This window comes from Polynucleobacter rarus (assembly GCF_003072505.1).
GTDB classification, from domain to species: domain Bacteria; phylum Pseudomonadota; class Gammaproteobacteria; order Burkholderiales; family Burkholderiaceae; genus Polynucleobacter; species Polynucleobacter rarus.
Map to the genome: position 1 here is coordinate 1,552,425 of NZ_NTGB01000001.1, position 19,980 is coordinate 1,572,404.

General features: G+C 38.6%; 17 protein-coding genes. 8 read left to right on the top strand and 9 right to left on the bottom strand.

The genetic code is table 11. The features are described 5' to 3' along the window. Window positions 1-56: 56 nt before the first annotated feature. The 6 genes from AOC35_RS07310 to AOC35_RS07335 all read right to left on the bottom strand — a co-directional run bounded on the left by AOC35_RS07310 (window position 57) and on the right by AOC35_RS07335 (window position 9,801). The gene (locus AOC35_RS07310; RefSeq protein WP_108646463.1) at window positions 57-3,836 is read right to left on the bottom strand and encodes a tetratricopeptide repeat protein; all 3,780 of its coding nucleotides are present in this window, start codon (window positions 3,834-3,836) and stop codon (window positions 57-59) included. Between the two features lie 5 nt (window positions 3,837-3,841). Beyond that, a complete protein-coding gene (locus tag AOC35_RS07315; RefSeq protein ID WP_108646464.1) occupies window positions 3,842-4,876 on the bottom strand; it encodes a toll/interleukin-1 receptor domain-containing protein in 1,035 nt (344 codons plus the stop codon). A gap of 81 nt (window positions 4,877-4,957) precedes the next feature. Beyond that, window positions 4,958-5,434, bottom strand: coding sequence for a hypothetical protein (locus AOC35_RS07320; RefSeq protein ID WP_108646465.1), 477 nt, complete (start codon window positions 5,432-5,434; stop codon window positions 4,958-4,960). 115 nt (window positions 5,435-5,549) lie between these two features. Beyond that, complete coding sequence (locus AOC35_RS07325; protein WP_108646466.1) at window positions 5,550-8,933, bottom strand: toll/interleukin-1 receptor domain-containing protein; 3,384 nt, start codon at window positions 8,931-8,933, stop codon at window positions 5,550-5,552. 102 nt (window positions 8,934-9,035) lie between these two features. Beyond that, a complete protein-coding gene (locus AOC35_RS07330; protein WP_108646467.1) occupies window positions 9,036-9,431 on the bottom strand; it encodes a CFI-box-CTERM domain-containing protein in 396 nt (131 codons plus the stop codon). Window positions 9,432-9,453: 22 nt separating this feature from the next. After that, window positions 9,454-9,801 (bottom strand): hypothetical protein, encoded by a 348-nt coding sequence (locus AOC35_RS07335; RefSeq protein ID WP_108646468.1) that lies wholly within the window; start codon window positions 9,799-9,801, stop codon window positions 9,454-9,456. 310 nt (window positions 9,802-10,111) lie between these two features. Here AOC35_RS07335 and AOC35_RS07340 point away from each other — a divergent pair, with 310 nt between their 5' ends. Further along, entirely contained in the window at window positions 10,112-10,609 is a 498-nt protein-coding gene (locus AOC35_RS07340) for a hypothetical protein (RefSeq protein ID WP_108646469.1), read from the top strand. 64 nt (window positions 10,610-10,673) lie between these two features. Here the strand turns inward: AOC35_RS07340 and AOC35_RS07345 are convergent, their stop codons facing one another. Next, a complete protein-coding gene (locus AOC35_RS07345) occupies window positions 10,674-12,356 on the bottom strand; it encodes a caspase family protein (RefSeq protein ID WP_108646470.1) in 1,683 nt (560 codons plus the stop codon). Window positions 12,357-13,056: 700 nt separating this feature from the next. Here AOC35_RS07345 and AOC35_RS07350 point away from each other — a divergent pair. The 7 genes from AOC35_RS07350 to AOC35_RS07380 are packed head-to-tail and all read left to right on the top strand — an operon-like array spanning window position 13,057 to window position 18,634. Further along, window positions 13,057-14,031: a Bug family tripartite tricarboxylate transporter substrate binding protein gene (locus tag AOC35_RS07350; RefSeq protein ID WP_108646471.1), complete on the top strand. Its 975-nt coding sequence runs from the start codon at window positions 13,057-13,059 to the stop codon at window positions 14,029-14,031. Between the two features lie 5 nt (window positions 14,032-14,036). Then, a complete protein-coding gene (locus AOC35_RS07355; protein ID WP_108646472.1) occupies window positions 14,037-14,585 on the top strand; it encodes a VOC family protein in 549 nt (182 codons plus the stop codon). A gap of 52 nt (window positions 14,586-14,637) precedes the next feature. Beyond that, entirely contained in the window at window positions 14,638-15,525 is an 888-nt protein-coding gene (locus AOC35_RS07360; RefSeq protein WP_108646473.1) for a fumarylacetoacetate hydrolase family protein, read from the top strand. 12 nt (window positions 15,526-15,537) lie between these two features. Continuing rightward, window positions 15,538-15,936: a VOC family protein gene (locus AOC35_RS07365; RefSeq protein ID WP_108646474.1), complete on the top strand. Its 399-nt coding sequence runs from the start codon at window positions 15,538-15,540 to the stop codon at window positions 15,934-15,936. Between the two features lie 32 nt (window positions 15,937-15,968). Continuing rightward, the gene (locus AOC35_RS07370; protein ID WP_108646475.1) at window positions 15,969-16,850 is read left to right on the top strand and encodes a polysaccharide deacetylase family protein; all 882 of its coding nucleotides are present in this window, start codon (window positions 15,969-15,971) and stop codon (window positions 16,848-16,850) included. A gap of 15 nt (window positions 16,851-16,865) precedes the next feature. After that, window positions 16,866-17,840, top strand: coding sequence for a Bug family tripartite tricarboxylate transporter substrate binding protein (locus AOC35_RS07375; RefSeq protein ID WP_108646476.1), 975 nt, complete (start codon window positions 16,866-16,868; stop codon window positions 17,838-17,840). Window positions 17,841-17,854: 14 nt separating this feature from the next. After that, window positions 17,855-18,634 (top strand): SDR family oxidoreductase, encoded by a 780-nt coding sequence (locus AOC35_RS07380; RefSeq protein ID WP_108646477.1) that lies wholly within the window; start codon window positions 17,855-17,857, stop codon window positions 18,632-18,634. A 154-nt stretch (window positions 18,635-18,788) separates the two neighbouring features. On the opposite strand, the gene AOC35_RS07385 is transcribed toward AOC35_RS07380, so the two are convergent. Then, on the bottom strand, window positions 18,789-19,121 hold the full coding sequence (locus AOC35_RS07385; RefSeq protein ID WP_108646478.1) for a helix-turn-helix domain-containing protein: 333 nt from the start codon (window positions 19,119-19,121) through the stop codon (window positions 18,789-18,791). A gap of 3 nt (window positions 19,122-19,124) precedes the next feature. Then, complete coding sequence (locus AOC35_RS07390; RefSeq protein ID WP_108646479.1) at window positions 19,125-19,499, bottom strand: type II toxin-antitoxin system RelE/ParE family toxin; 375 nt, start codon at window positions 19,497-19,499, stop codon at window positions 19,125-19,127. Between the last annotated feature and the right edge of the window lie 481 nt (window positions 19,500-19,980).

Consider the following 19,980-nt stretch of genomic DNA (forward strand, 5'->3'; position numbering starts at 1 on the left):
AGAAGTTCGTTCTATATTCGGCCTAGTATGTATTTGGACGGTAATGAACAGCCAAGTCAATTAAGCGCTATAGATAATCTCTTCTGGATACTAGCGATATCCTCTGGGTCAGCATTCGGGTCAGAATTTAACAAGCTCAGACCATCCTCTAAAAAGACCCTAGCTTCCTTAAGACGCCCCTGCTCGATTCTCAACTGACCTAAAGCACTCAGTTCAGAGGCGGTTTCTGACGAATGACGACCATGGACTGTTCTAGATACATCCAAAGCGCGGATAAGGTATCTCTCAGACTCTGCCAGCATTCCCAGGCTTCTCAATATCATCCCCAAATGGCGTAAACTTAAACGAACGGAATCACTATTTTCCCCTTCTACCTTCTCGGCAATACTTATCTCAGTAGTTAAAACTTCCAGGGCCTCATCTGCCTTACCCTCCTCTGCGAGAATACCCCCAAGATGGTAAAGAATAATTCCCGTGCGCTGATGATTAACGCCAAATCGATCCTCAGTAATTTTCCTCGCGCGCTGTAACTGAATTTTACCATCTTGCAACTTCCCAGTTTCGGCCATTAAAGTTCCGAGATTTACAAGAGTATCGACAAGCTCAAAATGTGTCTTCCCCACCGACTTTTCTAATAACTTAATCGCCCTTTTGTAATAGCGAATTGCTTCCTCTTGACTGCCTGATTCCTCAAGGATGCTAGCAACATTATGAATAGCGCCAGCCAATTTGACAGGTAATTCTGGGTATAGCTTCTGGGTCAACTTTAGTACCCGCATAGACATTTCAAGGGCGCTTGGCAACTCCCCTCTCTCTTTGAAAAGCATCGCAATATTATTAGAAATAGTAAGCGCCTTTCGGGAGCTACTTTGCCTAATTTCATCGAGTTTTTTAAGGGCGGTTTGATAGTGTTTTTCTGCCAAATCATATTGCCCAGAATTATGAGCAAGAAGACCTAATTTATTAAGTATACCCGCTTCGTCATCTTTCAAGCTTAATTTCACATAAATCACAAGCGCTTCTTCATAGAGGGATTGCGCTTCATTTAATCTAACTTCCTCAATTAAACAGTCGCCAAGAACTTCTAAGGAGGTCCCTACATCAGGGTGAATAGCGGGCAAAGTTAAGCGGCTAATATTAAGGGCCTCAAGAGCAAATTGAATTGCACGGGCAGGATCATCATCTTGAACAAGATTAGCCAAGTTTCTTAAAACAAGCGCTACCGTAGTATGATGGCGACCTAAGAGTTTTTTACTAAGCTCAAGCGCAAACCGAAAAGTATTCTCTGCATCTTGATCTCGACGCATAGATTTGAGTACTTGCCCACGATTACTCAAGATGGTAATAAGGCCTGGATCTTCAATACCATATAGACGCTTAAATATTGCAATAGAGCAATCTATGCATTCTAGCGCCTCTTTTAATCTACCAGACTGCCTAAGAATAGGCGTCAAATTACTAAGAGTAATTGCAACTGACTTACTATTGCTTCCAAAAATGGATGTAGAGATCATTAAAGATTTTCGATAATACTGCTCAGCATCATCTAAACGACCGGTATGTCTATAAAAAACAGCAAGATTGTTCAAGCGATTAGCAAGACTTTCAGGGTTATTACGAGAAAGATCTTGTGACAGCTTTAAGGCCTCAATATATAGAGGCTCTGCGCTGAAATACTCACCACGATCCTTATGTATGACCGCCATTAAATTGATGTAATTAATAAGATCTGTGCGTGCTACCGCTTTATCATTTCGGGCAAGCTCAAGACCTCTTCGCGCAAGACGTACTGCAAAATTTGTAAGACGTCCTGAGTAATGAAGTAAGTCAACTACAGCATCAGAAGCAATGCGCTCTTCTGTTACATTGAAACTTTGTCTCCAAATCACCCATCTCTTCGCTAAGTAACTCTCCATTCGTCCAGATAGATGCTCCTCTACTGTAAGCCAGTGCTCAAAAAGCTCAGCAACTCCTTGATGCTCATAAAGCTTCATAAAAAACTCATAGCCTACCAAACAGCTCTTCAAGCTCTCCCACTCCTGCGCCTCTCTCAACTGATAGGGCTTTTCTTGTACTCTTCTAGCGTCAGCAGGTTGTTTTTGGAAATATTTTGCTAGACCAATGTGAGCTTTTTTTTCGAGTAACTTAGTTTTAAGATATCGGTCTTTCACTGCTTTGCGCATATAGTCATGCGCAAAAGCAATCTTTCCATTCGACTCAAGTAAGCATTCATCTAGAGCATTTCGGATTGGAGCCCAGGTGGCGGGTTTGAGTTTTACGATAGCGAGTATCTCTTTTTCTGTCAAGCCTGCTCTTGAAGCCCAGATGGCCTGCATCGCTGATTGAACTTTTTCCTTGCCATTATCCCCTTCAACACGTTTGAGAACCCTCTCAAACAGATCATCAATCGTTTTACTGGTGAGGTAATGCTTTAAGCGTTTTTGCAGCTCTTCATGGACTCCAAACAGTCTTAGCTCTTCAGCTAGAGTTCTTAAAAAGAGGGGGTTATTCGAGAGGGGATGGGCTAAGGCTTGCTTAATAAGATCTGGGGCTAAGGTCTTGTTGTAATTGGCTAAGTAAGTAATGAGAAGCTTCTTACGCTCTAAACTAGTTAACGGTTTAACTAATAGGGAATGCCACTGCTCCTTTTTAGAGGAGTTTGGCAAATTGCTAACTTTCGTTAGTAGCGCCTCTTTAACCTCCCCTGGGAGAGAAGAGATGATGAGGGAAATGTTCGGTGGCAAGAACTCAGGTAGCCAGCGTAAATCTCTTAAATCATTCAGACTGTTTAAAGAGTCAATAGCTAAAATCCATTGAGTTTTACGTTTTCCAGCATAACTAGTTGCAGTAGCTAACCATGTGGGGATACTGTCATACAGCTTTTGAGGATCGCCAGCAATCTCTTCACTACTGCCAGTGACTCGTTTGATTGTCTCAATTAAGCGTCTTACTAAAACCACTGGATCTGCTGAGTCGGTGCTCGCTCCTAAGTAATACTCAAAGAGAAGATGCTTGGGGTATTTGGTACGGTAGCTTTGTAACCAATTCGCTAGTAGCGCACTCTTCCCCCCTCCGGAGGAGCCTTCAATAAGAACTTTACTTTGCTTTTTAGTGATTGCTGCACTTAAGGCAGTTAGGTACTTCTCGCCCCCAAGGTAAAGCCTTCTTCGAGGAGCAGCGTATGCTTCATGTTTTAGTCCTTCTCGGGCATAGGCGTCTGGCACACCGGTGGCAGGGAACTCAATATCTAAAAGCTTCCAAAGGTCTTTTTCTAGTCGCTTGGCAAAGGCTTCGGGATCTCGATAACGTACCACCGGAAAGCAATGTTGGCTAATGCGCTCTTTCAGTTTTTGCTGACGCGCATGATCAGCTGGGGACTCAGGTAAGTAGTCACCACCTTTTTGTTTTGCGTAACTTGACGACCTAAAATAAAAAAGAGCTCGGCCTGCCATCTTGGGGTTGTTGAGTACTCCATGGAGCATCTCCAGTTCGGTCACACTTTTACCACCACGGTGGTCATTTAGCCAAGGCTGTCGCTCGACTAAATCAGGGGCATAAGCGTCTTTGGGAGGAATCCATCCATAACGATCGCCTAGCATCCCAACAAAATAGGGTCTAGCGCGATCAATTTCCGCCAAACAAATAGGAAGTACTTCACCTCTCTCTGCTTGCTGAACGGTAATCCCCCAGCGCAAATCGACATCCACTAATTCAACAAAACGATCTTTAAGCTTAGCACGCAGATTCGGAAAGACTTTACGAACTAATAAGTCTCGCTCTTCACCGTAGTCACGGAAGGTAGACGATAGGAAGATTCGGACGGAGCGATTTTGCATATCTACTAAGAGGAAATAATATCCACGAGATTATTGGTTGATTGAGGAGGACATAAGGCATTAATTAATTGAACTCTCTGTATAGATTTTGGTAATTTATCTAAATTATTTGGAGCAAGGCATAAAAGGGGCTTCATAAAATTTGGGCGATATTGACTACAGCACAAAGCAGCATGGAATTCATCCATACACTCAACAGAAGTAACGTAGGAGTCTGAAATAAAACAAATGGCTTTTTGAGATTCATATAGTCCAGTAATTAATTGAGGCTTCCAAAAAGAACCATCCTCCAATACATTTTCATCTACAAAAAAACTTGCCTGGGGTTCTTTAATTCGAATTTGATCTATGACCTCATTGACAAAAGCACTGTCATGTCGACGATAACTAACAAAATAATCATACCTAGGGGCTTTAGATATTTTCATTAAGGCCCACTCTGATTTAATCTTTTCAATTAGAATCCCGAGTTCAATAAGCAATTTATAAATTTCTGGGTCACTTGGCCAAAGTACTAATTGAATCTTATCTACTGGCAAACCTGCGCGCAAATGAACATAAGCCTGACGAATAATAGCCTCTAACATTAAAGACTTATCAAAGCCTTGATTTCCCGTGGATAACAACGGGAGTCGAATATTTTTCATAGTTTTATTAGGTGTTTCAAGTACTAATTCACTAATAGATCGAAAAATATTACCTACAACATTAGAAGGTTCTTCTACTCCTTCGTGCTCAAAACAAAGAATACGGTTTATTGGTAAATCTTTTTTATTTAAAGGCTTAGAGATCCAAGATTGCCAGTTCCGTCTCCAATCTCTATGCTTATCTGATGCGACTCGAGATACATCCACTCCAAGATTTGATAATCCCCAAACAACAGTCCCGGGCATTGGATAATAATCCTCGAGAAATGCTGATAAACATAAAAGATCAACTTGTTCATCTGACTTGAATGAAAGAATATCACCCACACAAATTTCTAAAGTAGATATTTTTCCATTAAAGTCTTTAATTTTTAAATGATACGCTGAAATCATTTTGATAGTTAGTAACCTTTTAAGTTTCTTTTTCTCACCTTATTATTCGAATAGAAATTTTATCCAATTCATTAAGAAAAATTATTTATCTTTATTCCATAATTCTGCGCCAAGCCGCCTAAGTTTTTGTATCATTGCCCTTTCCTCAGATTCACAAAGGCAGATATTCGTCTCCCCTAATAGATTTCCATCAGCAGACTTCCTAACAAATATTTCCATCCTCCCACCATCTTCAACACAGTCTTTAATGCGCTGGGCATTTTTTCTGCCCTTTTGCGAACCAGAAGAGCCAGGTCTGGCACCACCGATATGCTGATTACACCTATCTTTTATTGCACCCCCAGCTTTTCCAACATAACAAATATTCGAATAGTTGTTGTTAACAATATGAACCCATAAATATACCCAGCCTTTAAATTTAGATTTGTTGCCAGTTTTATACTCATCAAATAAAGAAAACTTTGGAGATGGTCCAAAATATTTTTCTTCAATCAATATCTCACCTGCCAGTTCAAATTTATTTATTCTTAAAATCTCATCAATTTCATATTGATCCATTTCTATCACCTTAATAAATAATTAATTCAGTCCTTTACTCCTGAATTAAGGACTAGCTCGAGTTTCTAAGACTTATCCGTAATATCAATTGCCAGTTTGGTACTTTGCAATTTCTTCAGGCTTCTTTGTCTTTATGTTTGTCAGCTTCTTCAGGCCTTCCCCAAGCTTGATAAAGTTCAACTAATCGTTCTTTAATCATGTCTTTAACTTCTTGATTTCCGATAAAATCCCCAATTTCTAGGCAACGCAAAAATAATACTTCAGATTCTTGATAACGAGCATGCAAGAGTCTGACTCGTCCAAGAGCATAGAGATCTGTATTTATTTCATTTCCAGTAGTTACTTGACATTTCTCAGCCAAATCCAACGCCTTCTCCAAAGAAGGGGCAACCTCATCTAATCGAATAGCATTTCTTAAGGATGCACCAAAAGTACTAAAAGTAGTCATTAAAGATGTACTTTCAATCCTTTCAATTTTTTTAACCATCTCAATTTCTCTCAAATAAGATTCTTTATACTCGTCAATACGGTTTTGCTCTATTAAGCACTTAGCAAGGCCAAATAAGGTATTACCAACTGAGCTATTCTTTGGCCCAAAGACTTTCTCCCTGATAGCCAGTGCTTTTCTAAACAAAGACTCCGCCTCATTATTACGACCTAGGTTAGTTAATAAATATCCTAAGCTATTAAGATAATTTGCTGTATCAGGATGATCAGGACCTAATACTTTTTCACTAATCGCGAGTGCTCTGCGAAATAAAGGCTCCGCCTCATTATTACGACCTAGGTTAGTTAATAAATATCCTAAGCTATTAAGATAACTTGCTGTATCAGGATGATCAGAGCCTAATACTTTTTCAGTCAGTAACAGTGCTCTTTTAAGTAAAGGCTCCGCCTCTTCATAGCGACCTAAATTAGTTAATAAGTTTCCCAAGTTCTTGAAACAAATTGTTGTATCAGGATGATCAGAGCCTAATACTTTTTCAGTCAGTAACAGTGCTCTTTTAAGTAAAGGCTCCGCCTCTTCATAGCGACCTAGTTTGGTTAATAAGAGTCCTAAATTATTGACATTAGCTCCAGTACTAGGATGCTCAGGGCCTAATACTTTTTCATTAATTGCTTGTGATCTCTTGTATAAAGGTTCCGCCTCTTCATAGCGACCTAAATTAGTTAATAAGTTTCCCAAGTTATTGAGAAAACTTGCTGTATCAGGATGTTCAGGACCAAATACTTTTTCACTAATTGCGAGAGCTCTGTTGTGTAAAAGCTCCGCCTCATGATAACGACCTAGAGTGCCTAATAAGTATCCTAAGTTATCGAGAGACTTTGCTGTATCAGGATGCTCAGGACCTAATACTTTTTCTCTAATGGCGAGAGCTCTTCTTAATAAAGGCTCCGCTTCATCATAACGACCTAGGGTCTCTAATAAATTTCCTAGATCATTTAGAGATTTAGCAGTATCTGCAGCATCAGTCCCAAACTGTATCTCCGTTAATTTGAGATGTTGCTGCCTGATCATCAGTTCATATTGATATTTGAGGTACTCGTTCAAGAAATCTGCATAAGCATCTAAAGAGTCTCTTTGTTGCCATTGCTCTATACTTGGTAATAATTTGGGCAACCAGTCAATGATTTGCTTTTCCCAAGGACTTTCGACTCTCTTAGGCTTCTCTATGGATAGTTGTTCTTCCTTATTCTCATTATTCTCTTCGTTTTCTGCAACCTCTTCTTTAGGCTGATTTTTCTCAAACTCATTCCATAAAAAATGACCTAGTTTCTTTGCTCCACCAAGGTTCACTTGATAACGCCCACTTCTTTTAGGATCTTGTAACCAATCTGATAAGGATTTATGGAAAAAGATGAGGCCGCCATCTTTTTCTTGAAGTAGGCTTCCCATAGGTTCTGTCACTTGTAGGGTTACATCTCTGTCAGTCCACTCAAGGAGATCTTTTCCTAAGTCTTGAGGTAGAGGACCTGGAGCAGCCACCATTAACTCTAAGAAGGGTTCAGTCTCCTTGCCATATTCTTTAGCGTCCTTAAAGTAACGGCTAAAGTTCTCCATAAAGTAGCCATTCATGCCATCTGGTAAGAGCTCTGGTTTAGTTAAGTCATATTTATCTTTAATAATTTGACTGATATACAGGAACGTACCATCACTTTTAGTAATGATTTGGCTAATGATCTTAGACCTTTCATCCCCGACGATTTTTGGGTCGAGTTCTTGGTTCAGGTACTCTTTCAGGTCATCTGTATTTTCTTGGGTATCTCCACTTACACTTTGGGCTTTGATATCTGCTAGTTCTTGAACGATATACCCCTCTGGTCTAGAGGTAATTACTATTCCTAACCAGTCTGGCAGATTTGGAGCATGCTTCTTAATCAGGGTTAAGAGTGGATTGGTGCCATCGTTTCTGCCAGCTTCATCTAAAGCATCAATCACTATGGCTGATCGTTGACCCTCTACAATCTTGCCTTGCTTATTTAAGGGTTCGGTAATTAAAAATCGGAACAGATCATCTGCCGTCTTTTTGAGAATCACCTCTGGATCGTTTACCCCTTGTCCATAGAGAAGTTTAGCTCGGTAATCTGGCATTCTGGAAGCTAATTGATAAGCCAGAGTACAAATCACCTCTCTAGCGGATTCTTCAGGACTTTTTAATGCTTGGAAGTCACACTTAAAAAATCCTATAATTCTGGAATTTGATTGATGTACTAACTTGGCAGCAAATGCACTCTTACCAATACCAGGACTTCCTTTTAGCCAAAAGACTCTGTCGTTAGTTTTGTCTAGCCAATGGTCAAAGGCATCAAAAAGCCACTTTCTGCCAAAAAAGCCTTCTGTCTTTTTTGCAATATCTTGATAAAAAGTCGTAGGATCTAGGGCTCTTCTCAGTATGGTAAGCTCCCCAGGAGCTCTGGCATTTTTTACGTCCTCGATTTGCGCTCGAATACCTTTCATGCGTTCTTCGAACCACGTATCCCAAGCTGTCTTATCTCCTGAGTGAACATCTTTCCAGCCCACAAATTGATGCCATTGGGTATCGGTAACCGTAATTGGTGGTTTCACTATATCTTCAGGCTCGGTGAGTACGGTCTGAAAATTCACACCTTTATCACGGGCAATCGCAATCTCATTTAAGCAAACCCCAGGGTCTCGCACAGAACGTTTAGATAAAAAAGACAGGAAGTGATCATGACTCAGAATCGCTCGGGTAATATTTTCGCGCCAGTTATGACCACCCTGAATACCCTCTTTATCAATCCAAACAGTATGTCCATCTTTTTCGAGGGCTTCTTTAACGAGTAAAACTAATTCTTCAGAAACGTCATAATCCTCTTCTCTTTCACTCTTGTGAGCGTATGACAAGAAAATAGTTTGGGGATCAATTTTCTGGATTAGCGGCTCAAAAGTGTCCTCACACTCTGCACAATAATACTTTTCTCTTTTAGGACTGAATGCGGCTAAAGATTGACATTGTGGACAGGGTTGGGGATTCATTTTGGATAAATACTAAGTATTGCTTTTATTTTAATTTTTAAATAATAAACTCTGCTTACAGTGTAAGCAGAGTTTATTAACTTACTCAAATTGAACAGTTCATTAACTGACTTTACGAGTAACCCAAGACATCATGTTTGTATAGATTTCTTTTGCTTTTTCGTCAGCACCACTTTCAATCGAATGGATCGCTGGCTGAATAAATTGCTCAAGAATCTCAGTATAAATTGCATTACGATCAGCACGATGTTCAATTGCATGCACAATCGAAGGTGCAGTTGAATAATACTGTTCTAATAATGCCACCTTATCTTGACTAGCGGTCATATAACGGTCTCTAAAAGATCTTAGGGTAATTAACTCGTAGCAATCATCTGTTAAACCTAAATTCTCACAAACGGCAGTTGTGATAAAACAACCTGTACTTGCGCCGCAATTTGGGCATGTACCACCACTTGGACAATATGGATAATTGCAATTTGTGCATGTTGTTGCCATAAAAACTCTCCTTATATATTAATTAAGCTAAAGCCATCCATACACCATTTAAAGCCTTTACTTCAGGCTCGCTTAAATTGCCCTTTTCATCAGAAACTTGATGAACAATCTCATTTAAAACTTTCCCAAGCTCTGTATGGGTTAGTTTTTTTAAGATTGCAATATCTTCTAGTGTTAAAGAAGCAATTCCTTTAGAGCCGTTAGCTAATTCATCATGAATTTCTTGATCAGATAAATGGTGTGAACGCTTCTTAGCAAATTTAATCAAATGATTTTTCTCATCTTCACTTAATCCATCCGCTGAAGCAATAATGAACCCAATTCGAACAACTCTTTTTGTTATTTCTTTAAAAACATCTGGTGAATACATAAATCTCCCCATATACCAAGTTGGAATATACTAAAAAGAACAAGCTGATTACTTATAAAAACCATTGATTACCATATCACTAAAAAGCGAAAGAACACAATCCGTTACCCTCAACAATTGAATGTAAAAAAATCTTAATCGTATCCCAATTGAATTACATTAACTTTTATTGGCACCTATAAAAACTATCCAAGTATTGAATGCCATTTTATTGATAACACCCCTTTAACGATAGTTAATCTCATGACTTTGAATTCTGATATTTATGAGCTAGTCACTCTGAAAACTTGAAAGATATTTACGAAATAAAATGCGAACTTTAATCCAATTAAACACACCAAAATCTCCTCGAGAAATAATTCTTGAAGATTTTGAAATTGACCTACCTATATCAGGCGGCTGGGGATATGATTTAGCTTCAGCTTGTGTAATTGAAAAAAATGATTCTTCTGTAAATCAAAATATTCCATTTAACGGACTTGAAGTTGAACGCTTCTTTGTTGAAAAAAGAATTTATGAGGAAATGATCATTCAGTCTGAGCCAGACCAACAATTTAGTGGAATTAAATGGAATCCCGATTCACAATCTCTAATAACATTAGGTACTAAAAATTTCGATAAACTCATTTATCAAGTTGAAGGTTTTGACCCTGAGGTTTGGAGAGAGTTAGTATCAAAATATGCAGAGATTAAAAAAACTGGAAGACGTGAATTAATTCCTGCATTAAATAATTACCGTGACTCAAAAAAATATACCTTTGAGAGAGAGTTTTATTTCGATATTACAAGTTTTTTCAATATCAGATAAAGAAATTTTTTATGATGTAACTAAGTTTTCAGCATCGTTAAAAGTAATAAAATTAGAACTTGAATTAATTTTTTCTTCTTAACTCTGATAGAACTAAAGTTCCTCCAGTAAGCGCGCCATATTCCCATGGTTGCTGTTTATTATTTGTCATTTGTAGAACATTCTCACGAACTTTTCTCAAAACTACCGCTATATCTTCAGGATCATCTAAATGAGCAAGAAGAGCCGTCGTAAAAGGTGAGTTTTTACCATTACCATCTTCCGCAGTAGAGCCATCTTTCGTAGCATAAGATATCAATGTACCATCAGCTAGGTTAATCGGGGCTGCGAGTCCCCTCGATAACCCACGATTAGAAACTTTCATAAATGGATTGTTACGACAAGCATCCAAAAAGACTAATTTTGTTTTACCCGGAAGATATTGTTCAACTACTGAGTTAAGCGATACTCCTTGGAAGGAAACCTGAGACTCATCCTGTAGATTAATGTCTATAGGTAACATGTAATTAGTTCCTGATAATTGCATTCCATGTCCAGCATAAAACAAAAGAGTCATATCTGCATTCGCAGCAGTTTTGTTGAAATTTAAAAGCGAGTTAACCATCGAGGTACGATTTGCATCAGTTACCTCTGTTACAACAAATCCTAAAGATCTAAGTTTTTGGCTGATTGCTTTAGCGTCATTAACTGGATTAGGGATGAAATTACCTCCAGAATAAGAAGAGTTACCAATTACCAAAGCATGAGCAACTAAAGCTTTTCCATAATTGATTGGCTTTTTTGGTTGATTATTCGTTTGTGCTAATTTTTTTAATACCTCTGCTTCAGCTTTTAATCTTTGAATTTCCTCAGTCACATTCTTATTCTGAATTGCTAATGCTTCTTCTTTGCTTCGCTCTAGTTCATCAATCCTCTTTTTTAATGCTTCATTTTTCTTTTCCTCCTGAAGAAGAATCAGATCTAGTTGATTTTTACTATTGGTATTTGTAGTGTGAACTTCCGATTCAAGAATTGGTTTTGAATTATCAGGATAGAACCTGTTGTTATTGGCTAACCCTGTGTTTGCTTGATTACAATACCTTGCTTTTTGATAATCGCCACAAAGATACATTAAATTTCGTGTTGCAACATCCGACCCTTGATTATCTTTACCCGCAAATAAAGATTCGGCCGCTTTATAAAGTTGGAATGCCTTTGTATAGTTTCTTTCAATCCCAGTTCCGAGCTGATTGCCGAACTCATACATATTTCCAAGACCAATCATTCCATAAGGCTCACCCTGATCAGCTGATAATTTATATAGACGAAAAGCTTCTGCATCGTTTTTTGCAACAATAGTTCCATTTGAGTACATAGCCCCAAGGTTACTTTGAGCTTTTGCATAGCCCTGATCAGCGGATAATTTAAAAAGACGAAAAGCTTCTACTTCGTTTTTTGGAACCATGATGCCATTTGAGTACATAACCCCAAGGCTATTTTGACCTCTGGCATTGCCTTGATCTGCGGATAATTTAAAAAGACGGTAAGCTTCTGCATAATTCTGATTAACACCAAATCCTCTTAAATACATAAACCCTAGATAATTTTGACCAAGTGAATTCCCTTGGTCAGCAGATAATTTGAAAAGACGAAAAGCTTCTGAATAGTTCTTCTTATTAAATTCTCTTTCACCATCTTCATAATCACCAGCAAAGACAAATCCAATCCCAAGAAATAGAAATATCAATATTGAAATAATATTTTTCATTAGTCAATTAAAGAGAAACAAATTAAAAAGAGAGTTTATAAAGAAAAACTCCACTAGAAGTTATAAAAATATATGCCTTTTACACCCGCGTAAGCAGATATTAAGTTAGTACCAGAATTCATGAGTTAAACACCATCATATCATTTCATAAAAATGGACTAATTGTGTATTTTTTGGAACTTAACTGTGAAACCATAATCAAATTTCAGCCTTATGTTTAAGTTAACGACTCAATTTAGACTTAAAACTTGCTCCGTAATCTGCCTTAAAGAATGAAGTTTCCGTATCGCGCAGAATATTCTTACTTAAATCTATTCATTTGCAATGTAATCTCACATAGGAATAAATAAGCCACAAATTTCTTCTACGTAATATTATTATTTTAGATCTTTGTGTTTTTAAGCTTGCCGCCTTAGCTTCGTCGATTTTCATAGCGCCCTAAATTTGGTATCAATGGAGTAAAGTTTGCTGCATAGAATTGCCTCTTTATGGGGAGCATTAATTTTTTATTGTAATTTTGATAAATATTTATCTGAAGAATCACATCTTTACATCAAAGATCATTTTTCCAGACTATCTACCGATTTAATTGCAATAACTTTGATAAGGTAATCTTTAGATTCTTCAAAAAACAGTTTCCTATTTAAAAAAATTTGTATCATAATAAATAAATAATTACATTACAAATACGAGACAAAAAATGAACCATAAAATAGTTGTTCTATTTTTACTTGGGTTATTACAACTCAATTCTTTTGCCCAAACAGCTCCTTGGACTCCGAACAAACCCGTTCGTTTAATTATTCCGCAGGTAGCCGGTGGTGGAGCTGACGCGATCGGCAGAACCATAGGTCAAGCTTTATCTGAAAAAATTGGCCAGCCCGTCATTGTGGATAATAAACCTGGTATCAATGGTGGTTTAGGCGTTGATGTCCTCATGAACTCCCCAGCGGATGGTTACAATTTAATCTTGGTCTATACCTCCTTAATGGCTATTAATCCAGCTGTTTATGAAAAGCTCTCTTATAGTCCTTTAAAAGATCTGAAGCCCTTAGGTTCCATTTGCGAAGTTCCCCTTGTCATGATTGCAAGTTCTAAAGTTCCTGCAAATAATATGCCTGACTTTATTGCGGCATTAAAGAAAGACTCGCAAAGTGTCTTTGGCGCTTCTAGCGGTAATGGTTCTTTCTCGCATATGCTCATTGAGATGATGAATGCAAAAGCTGGTATCAAGATGACACACATTCCGTTTAAAGGAGAAGGTCCAGCAGTTGCTCACGTCATGAGTGGTCAAGATTCGATTATCTATGTTGGTACCCCTGCTACGATCATCCCTAATGTGCAAGCTGGCCGACTAAAAGCAATCGGTGTTACAACTGCACAGCGTATGTCACAACTACCGAATATCCCAACCTTTGTGGAAGGCGGTCTAACGGACTTTAACGAAAGTTTTTGGTATGGCTTAGCAGCATCATCAAATACTCCCCCGCAAATTTTAGAAGCCTACTATAAGGCTGTAAATGACGCAGCCAATACGGATTCGTTACAAGCAAATTTAAGCAAGATGGGGTGTAACTCCCTACCTCTCAAAGCAGCTGACTTTACTGAAAAAATTAAATCGGATATTACGAAGTACGCGAGCGTTGCTAAATCTGTCAATATGAAAGTAGATTAATTAATATGGCTAAAATTCCGCAAATCAAGCATCTTGGTTTATATGTAGATAATCTAGAACAAATGGAAAAGTTCTACACCTCGGTCTTTGATTTAATTGTGACCGATCGTGGACAGGTTCCAAGACTTGGTAATCGTAATATCCTGTTCTTGAGTGGCACTGATGATGCCCATCATCAACTTGTTTTAATTGATGGTAAAGATCCGGCTAGTGGACCTAGTGTGGTATTTCAAATGTCTTTTTTTGTCGATGAATTAAATGATCTACGTCGTATAGAAAAGAGACTGATTGAGAATGGCATCACAAACATTACTCCGATTACCCATGGCAATGCTTGGTCCATCTACTCTGCAGATCCTGAAGGGAATGGCCTAGAGATTTACATGGATACACCATGGCACGTTGCCCAACCACACGGTAAACCTTTCGATTTATCTCAGACAGATGAGGAGATATATGCTCATACTGAGGCATTGATTCGGGACAACCCCACTTTTAGTGACCAAGACACTTGGCGCAAAGCAATGACAAACCGTATCAACGCAGCTCAATAAATCAACTTAATTACGCAACTTAATTTATTTTTTCAAAACAAGGGAATCAACCATGAAGTTAGTTTCATTTTTACACGCAGGTAAAGCGCACTACGGTGTTTTAAAAGGTCAACGTGTGATTGACTTAAGTGTACGTTTAGGCGGCCTGTATCCTGACATCATTAGTTTTATTGCTGGCAATGGTCAATCTGTAGCTGAGTCAATGATTAAAGAATCTGATGGTGATTTTGATTACGACGGTTTACATCTACTACCAGTGGTACCAAATCCTGGAAAAATATTTTGTGCTGGTCTCAATTATCACGATCACGTGGATGAAGCAAACCGTGCAATTGGCAATCGCAAAGCTCCAGACCGTGCCATGATTTTTGCGCGCTGGCCAGAATCTTTAACAGGACATCTTCGTCCGATTATGCGACCAAAGGTTTCGCAAATGCTCGACTGGGAAGCAGAGATGTTAATTGTGATTGGTAAACCTACTGGAAGATATGTACCGAAAGATAAAACTTTAGATTACATCTTTGGTTATAGCTGTATGAATGAAGCTTGTTTAAGAGATTATCAGCGTCACTCTAGTCAAATTAATCCTGGTAAAAACTTTGAACAAACGGGTGCGATTGGTCCTTGGTTAGTCACTGCTGATGAAATCGCTGACCCCATGAATTTGAATATCGAAATGAGACTCAATGGTCAAGTGATGCAAAAGGCCAATACATCACAAATGATTCATTCAATTCAAGCTATTATTGAATACATCACAGAATGGACCACACTTCAACCAGGTGACATTATTGCTTCAGGCACGATGGGCGGCGTTGGCTTTGCCAGAACTCCACCAATCTTCATGAAGCCAGGAGATATTGCTGAAGTAGAAATCGAGCAAATTGGTATCTTAAGAAATACGATTGAAGATGAATCGACTACTCTTGGACCTTTGTAATTTTTCAGGAAAATGGCCAAGCTTCGACATATAGCAATTGCGGCGGAAGATCCTTTCGCAACAGCGGAGTTCTATAAAAAAGCTTTTGCATTAGAAGAAGTTGGCCGAAAAGAATTTTCTAATCCTGAGACGTCCTATGGCGTATTTTTGAGTGATGGGACAATTAGCCTTGCCATTTTGCACTTTGGTTGGGATCAAGGTCACGGGATTGATTTTCGAGGTATCCATCACTTAGGATTTGTTGTAGAGAACCTAGATGGTGTTACCGAGGAATTACAGTCCATGGGCGCTAGTTGCTTTGAAAAAAGGCCTAAAAATGCCCATGGCTATTCAGAAAACAAATTTATTGGTCCTGATAAAGTCATTTTTGATGTCGTTGATAATCCGTGGCTCGGGGCAACTAAAGATTAGATTAAATAAAAAAACTATAAATGGAGACGTAAATGACACACCCTTTTGATATTCATGCAGGTGGTAAAGAAATTCATCCACCGCCAGATTTTATGTGGCCAGGCAATAAAAAGATGGGAGTAGTATTTCGCATGGCCTATGAGTGGTGGTCAGATGGAGCTTGGCCTGGAATTGGACCTATGGGCAATCCACTGAAAGGTGGAGTTCCCGATCTGAATGCGGTTGGCTGGGCAGAGTACGGACACCGCCGAGGTGTAGAGCGAGTGCTCGAAATTTTTGAGCGTCACCATGTGAAAGCCTCTATTTTGGTTTGCGGCATCATGGCAGAAAGATACCCTGAAGAGGTCAAGCATATTGCCAGCCTAGGTCATGACATCGTTGCCCACTCTTATGCAATGGATATCATTCCAGCACTTTTGGATGAAAAACAAGAGATCGATAATATCAAACGCACAACGGATTTAATCGCTAACGTCATTGGTGCTAAGCCCAAGGGTTGGATTAGCCCTAGGAGTACTCCGAGTGTTCGTACTGCCAGATTACTAGCCCAGGAGGGTTATATGTGGCACAGCGACACCTTAAATGATGACTTACCTTACCTAGTGGATTTCGGTGACACTTCAATCGTGGCAGTGCCAGGAACTATGGAAGTGAATGATTTACCCATGTTCATGAGACATGGTCAACCCCCACGTGTCATGGTTGAAATTTTTGAAGATTGGCTAGAATATGTGCGCAAATGGGAGACCCGCGCAATCAAAATTGATCCAACCGTTCATGCCCATGTATTTGGCAGACCTGCAGGGGCTGGGGCGTTTCACCGTATTTTAGAAATAGCGACACAAGCTCCAGATGTTTGGGTTTGTACCCGCTCTGAAATGGTGGAACACTTCTTAAAAAGCATCAACCGCTAAGTTAGAACATCATCAATGAATGCTTTTCAACAATTCTGTAAGAGCTATTTATTTCTGGTTAGTTTTTTAATACCTGCAATTGGCTTGGCTGCGGACAATTATCCCAACAAGCCAATCCGTTTGATTGTCCCCTTTGAGGCAGGTGGCACCTCCGATACGACGGCTCGGATGATGGCAAAAAAACTAGAGCAGCGCTTAAAAACTTCGATTGTGGTGGAAAACAAACCTGGTGCAAATGGTGCCATTGCTACTGCATTTGTTGCCAGGTCGCTAGCGGACGGTTATACCTTGTTACACACTACGCCAGCATTTATTATCAATCCCCTTTTAAATAAAAAATTGGGCTACGATGTGTTTAAAGATTTTGCCCCCATTACCAACTTGGCTATGGGTACGGGTTATGTAATGGTAGTGAACTCCGCTTTACCGGCGAAAAATTTACAAGAGTTCATTAACTATGGGAAAACTAATAAGATTTCGTATTCCTCACCGGGGGTAGGCAATGCCCTTCATTTGGCTTCGGCACAATTTACTGAATACACAGGTTTAAACGCGCTGCATATTCCATACAAAGGCACCTCCCCTGCATTACTTGCCGTGGCCTCTGGTGAAGTTGATTTTATGATCCTGCCACCCACGATTGTGCACTCTTTTATTTCCTCCGGCAAAGTCCGTGCAGTTGCGTTTACGGATGCTCAGCGTTCACCAGATTTTCCTAATCTGCCAACGATGCAAGAATCTGGTTTAAAAGATTTAAACATTGCAGGTACTTGGCTGGGATGGTTTGCACCAGCAAAAACACCTCAACCCATCACTCAACAAATTGCCCAAGAAATTAAAAATGTATTGCAAGATCCAGAGATGATCGAGTTTTTAACCACTTCAGGGTTTCGAGCTGATGGACGAAATCCTAGTGACTTTGATAAATTTGTGAAATCGGAATCGAAAAGAATTGAAGCAGTATTAAAAAATGTTACGTTGAATGAATAAATCTGGGGAAATGAATGGACTTAGGTATCGCGGGTAAAAAAGCAATTATTTGTGCGTCATCAAAAGGTCTTGGCAAGGCTTGCGCGCTCTCATTATCAAAAGAGGGAGTAGAGGTTTTTATAAATGGTAGAAATGAAGCTACAGTTTTATCTACTGTTGATGAAATTAAAAAACTTACTGGTAATAAGGTCCATGGTGTAGTTGCTGATATTACGACTGAAGAAGGTAGAAAGTTACTGTTAAGTGCTTGTCCTGATGCTGATATCCTCGTTACAAATAATGCTGGCCCTACTCCTGGCAAGTTTTTAGATTGGGGACGAGAGGACTATCTTCAAGCATTCGAGTCAAATATGCTCGCTCCCGTGCTGATGATTCGGGGAGTTTTAGCGGGGATGCAAGAAAGAAAATTTGGACGCATTATTAATATTACTTCTGCTATGGTCAAATCTCCCCTTTCCCATCAAGGCTTGTCGACATCGGCTAGAACAGCTTTAACTGCAGTATGTAAAGCGATTTCAAGAGATGTCTCAGTGGATAATGTCACCATTAATAACTTACTCCCCGAAAGAATCGATACGGGTCGTCAAATACAAATGACTGAGCGTCAAGCCAAAATTGATAATATTAGTTTTGATGAAGCACGTGCCAAAATTGCCCTAGGCATTGCTGCAAAACGTTTTGGAACTACTGAAGAATTTGGCGATATTTGTGCATACTTGTGTAGCAAACAAGCCTCATTTATTAGCGGGCAAAATATCCAAGTCGATGGTGGATCTTATCGCGGTATCGTCTAAATTTTTTGCACCAAAGCTCAATGAGAATTATCGAACCAGTGAAATTCCTATATTTTATTAGTATTCATTTTTTTAAATTGGGCAATACCTTAAATTCCAATGGTTTGTAGCTTTTGGTATAAATCTAATATAAAAAATTTGAATTGAATAAGATTTAGTTCACGGCAATTCCAACACGCTTACCTGTTCTTTCGACCATATCAACCAAAGCATCTATCGAGAATTTTTCGGTTTTTTGTTGAACCACATCTGACACTCTTGGACGAGTGATACCTAATATTCTTGCAGCATCTTCTTGGATAATGTCTTTTTTCTCTATCCAATCATTTATTTCTACCATCAAGTTTAGTTTGATTGCCAATTTATCACTAATGCGACGATCAGCATCAGCCAACAATAATTCAGCTTCTTCTTTTTCGAAACCTAAATCGGCGAAAATATTTCCACTAGCTGGGGTGATATGTGTGGATTTTGTACGTCTAGCCATTTTTTATTCCTCTCGCTCTAAAATCACATCTTTGTATCTTCGTATTGCTATCTCAATATCTTTCTTTGAGGTTTTATTCGTTTTCTTCTTAAAACAGTGCAAAACATATATAGCTTCTTCGAATTTTGCTACATACATAACACGATACCAGCCGTCCTCAAAATCTATAATGATTTCATTAGCACCTGAGCCCACTTGGTTGAACGACTTCCAATGATCAGGTTCTGATCCTCTTTGAACTTGACGTAGTTGATATCCAGCCTCCCGCTTTGCATTCAATGAAAAAATCTTTTCATCAGTTAAGTCCTTGAAAGATGAACCTCGCCAATCTATTAACTTGTTTTTAGATCCGTTTACCTGTTTAGGTTTGTTTACCATTGATTTAATTGTATCAAAATTTATACAAGAAGAAACTTGTTTTATTAAACAATTCGATTTAAAGATAGATTTACGATCTAAACCTATTACTTAGATTTTTATTGATTAAAAAACTCTTGAAAATAATTCTCGAGAATTTCAATATTGATGAAAATCATCAGAAATATCTATGATTAAAAGAACAAATTTAAAACTCCCGATAAGTAACATCTAATCACAAGTTGTTACATAGAATTTATTAATAGACACATCATGTTTGAGTCTTTTCGCGAGTCTTTAATCGAACGTCTTTAGGCAAGAAACCAAATACTCAAAAAATGGTTGTAATTGGTTGTATTAATAAATTTATTGAGCTTAGTTTTAGTAAGAGTGAACAATAAAACTTGGCTAGACATTTTAAAATACTACCCTTTAGGGTTTTACTTAAACTGTAGTTGCCCCTATAAAAAGCCCTAAGAGCCTTAATTGAAAACCTTATTAA

Bases quoted from the DNA above. Each gene is read 5' to 3' on its own strand.
- AOC35_RS07310 (WP_108646463.1), bottom strand. From the start codon at position 3,836: ATGCAAAATCGCTCCGTCCGAATCTTCCTATCGTCTACCTTCCGTGAC.
- AOC35_RS07315 (WP_108646464.1), bottom strand. From the start codon at position 4,876: ATGATTTCAGCGTATCATTTAAAAATTAAAGACTTTAATGGAAAAATA.
- AOC35_RS07320 (WP_108646465.1), bottom strand. From the start codon at position 5,434: ATGGATCAATATGAAATTGATGAGATTTTAAGAATAAATAAATTTGAA.
- AOC35_RS07325 (WP_108646466.1), bottom strand. From the start codon at position 8,933: ATGAATCCCCAACCCTGTCCACAATGTCAATCTTTAGCCGCATTCAGT.
- AOC35_RS07330 (WP_108646467.1), bottom strand. From the start codon at position 9,431: ATGGCAACAACATGCACAAATTGCAATTATCCATATTGTCCAAGTGGT.
- AOC35_RS07335 (WP_108646468.1), bottom strand. From the start codon at position 9,801: ATGTATTCACCAGATGTTTTTAAAGAAATAACAAAAAGAGTTGTTCGA.
- AOC35_RS07340 (WP_108646469.1), top strand. From the start codon at position 10,112: ATGCGAACTTTAATCCAATTAAACACACCAAAATCTCCTCGAGAAATA.
- AOC35_RS07345 (WP_108646470.1), bottom strand. From the start codon at position 12,356: ATGAAAAATATTATTTCAATATTGATATTTCTATTTCTTGGGATTGGA.
- AOC35_RS07350 (WP_108646471.1), top strand. From the start codon at position 13,057: ATGAACCATAAAATAGTTGTTCTATTTTTACTTGGGTTATTACAACTC.
- AOC35_RS07355 (WP_108646472.1), top strand. From the start codon at position 14,037: ATGGCTAAAATTCCGCAAATCAAGCATCTTGGTTTATATGTAGATAAT.
- AOC35_RS07360 (WP_108646473.1), top strand. From the start codon at position 14,638: ATGAAGTTAGTTTCATTTTTACACGCAGGTAAAGCGCACTACGGTGTT.
- AOC35_RS07365 (WP_108646474.1), top strand. From the start codon at position 15,538: ATGGCCAAGCTTCGACATATAGCAATTGCGGCGGAAGATCCTTTCGCA.
- AOC35_RS07370 (WP_108646475.1), top strand. From the start codon at position 15,969: ATGACACACCCTTTTGATATTCATGCAGGTGGTAAAGAAATTCATCCA.
- AOC35_RS07375 (WP_108646476.1), top strand. From the start codon at position 16,866: ATGAATGCTTTTCAACAATTCTGTAAGAGCTATTTATTTCTGGTTAGT.
- AOC35_RS07380 (WP_108646477.1), top strand. From the start codon at position 17,855: ATGGACTTAGGTATCGCGGGTAAAAAAGCAATTATTTGTGCGTCATCA.
- AOC35_RS07385 (WP_108646478.1), bottom strand. From the start codon at position 19,121: ATGGCTAGACGTACAAAATCCACACATATCACCCCAGCTAGTGGAAAT.
- AOC35_RS07390 (WP_108646479.1), bottom strand. From the start codon at position 19,499: ATGGTAAACAAACCTAAACAGGTAAACGGATCTAAAAACAAGTTAATA.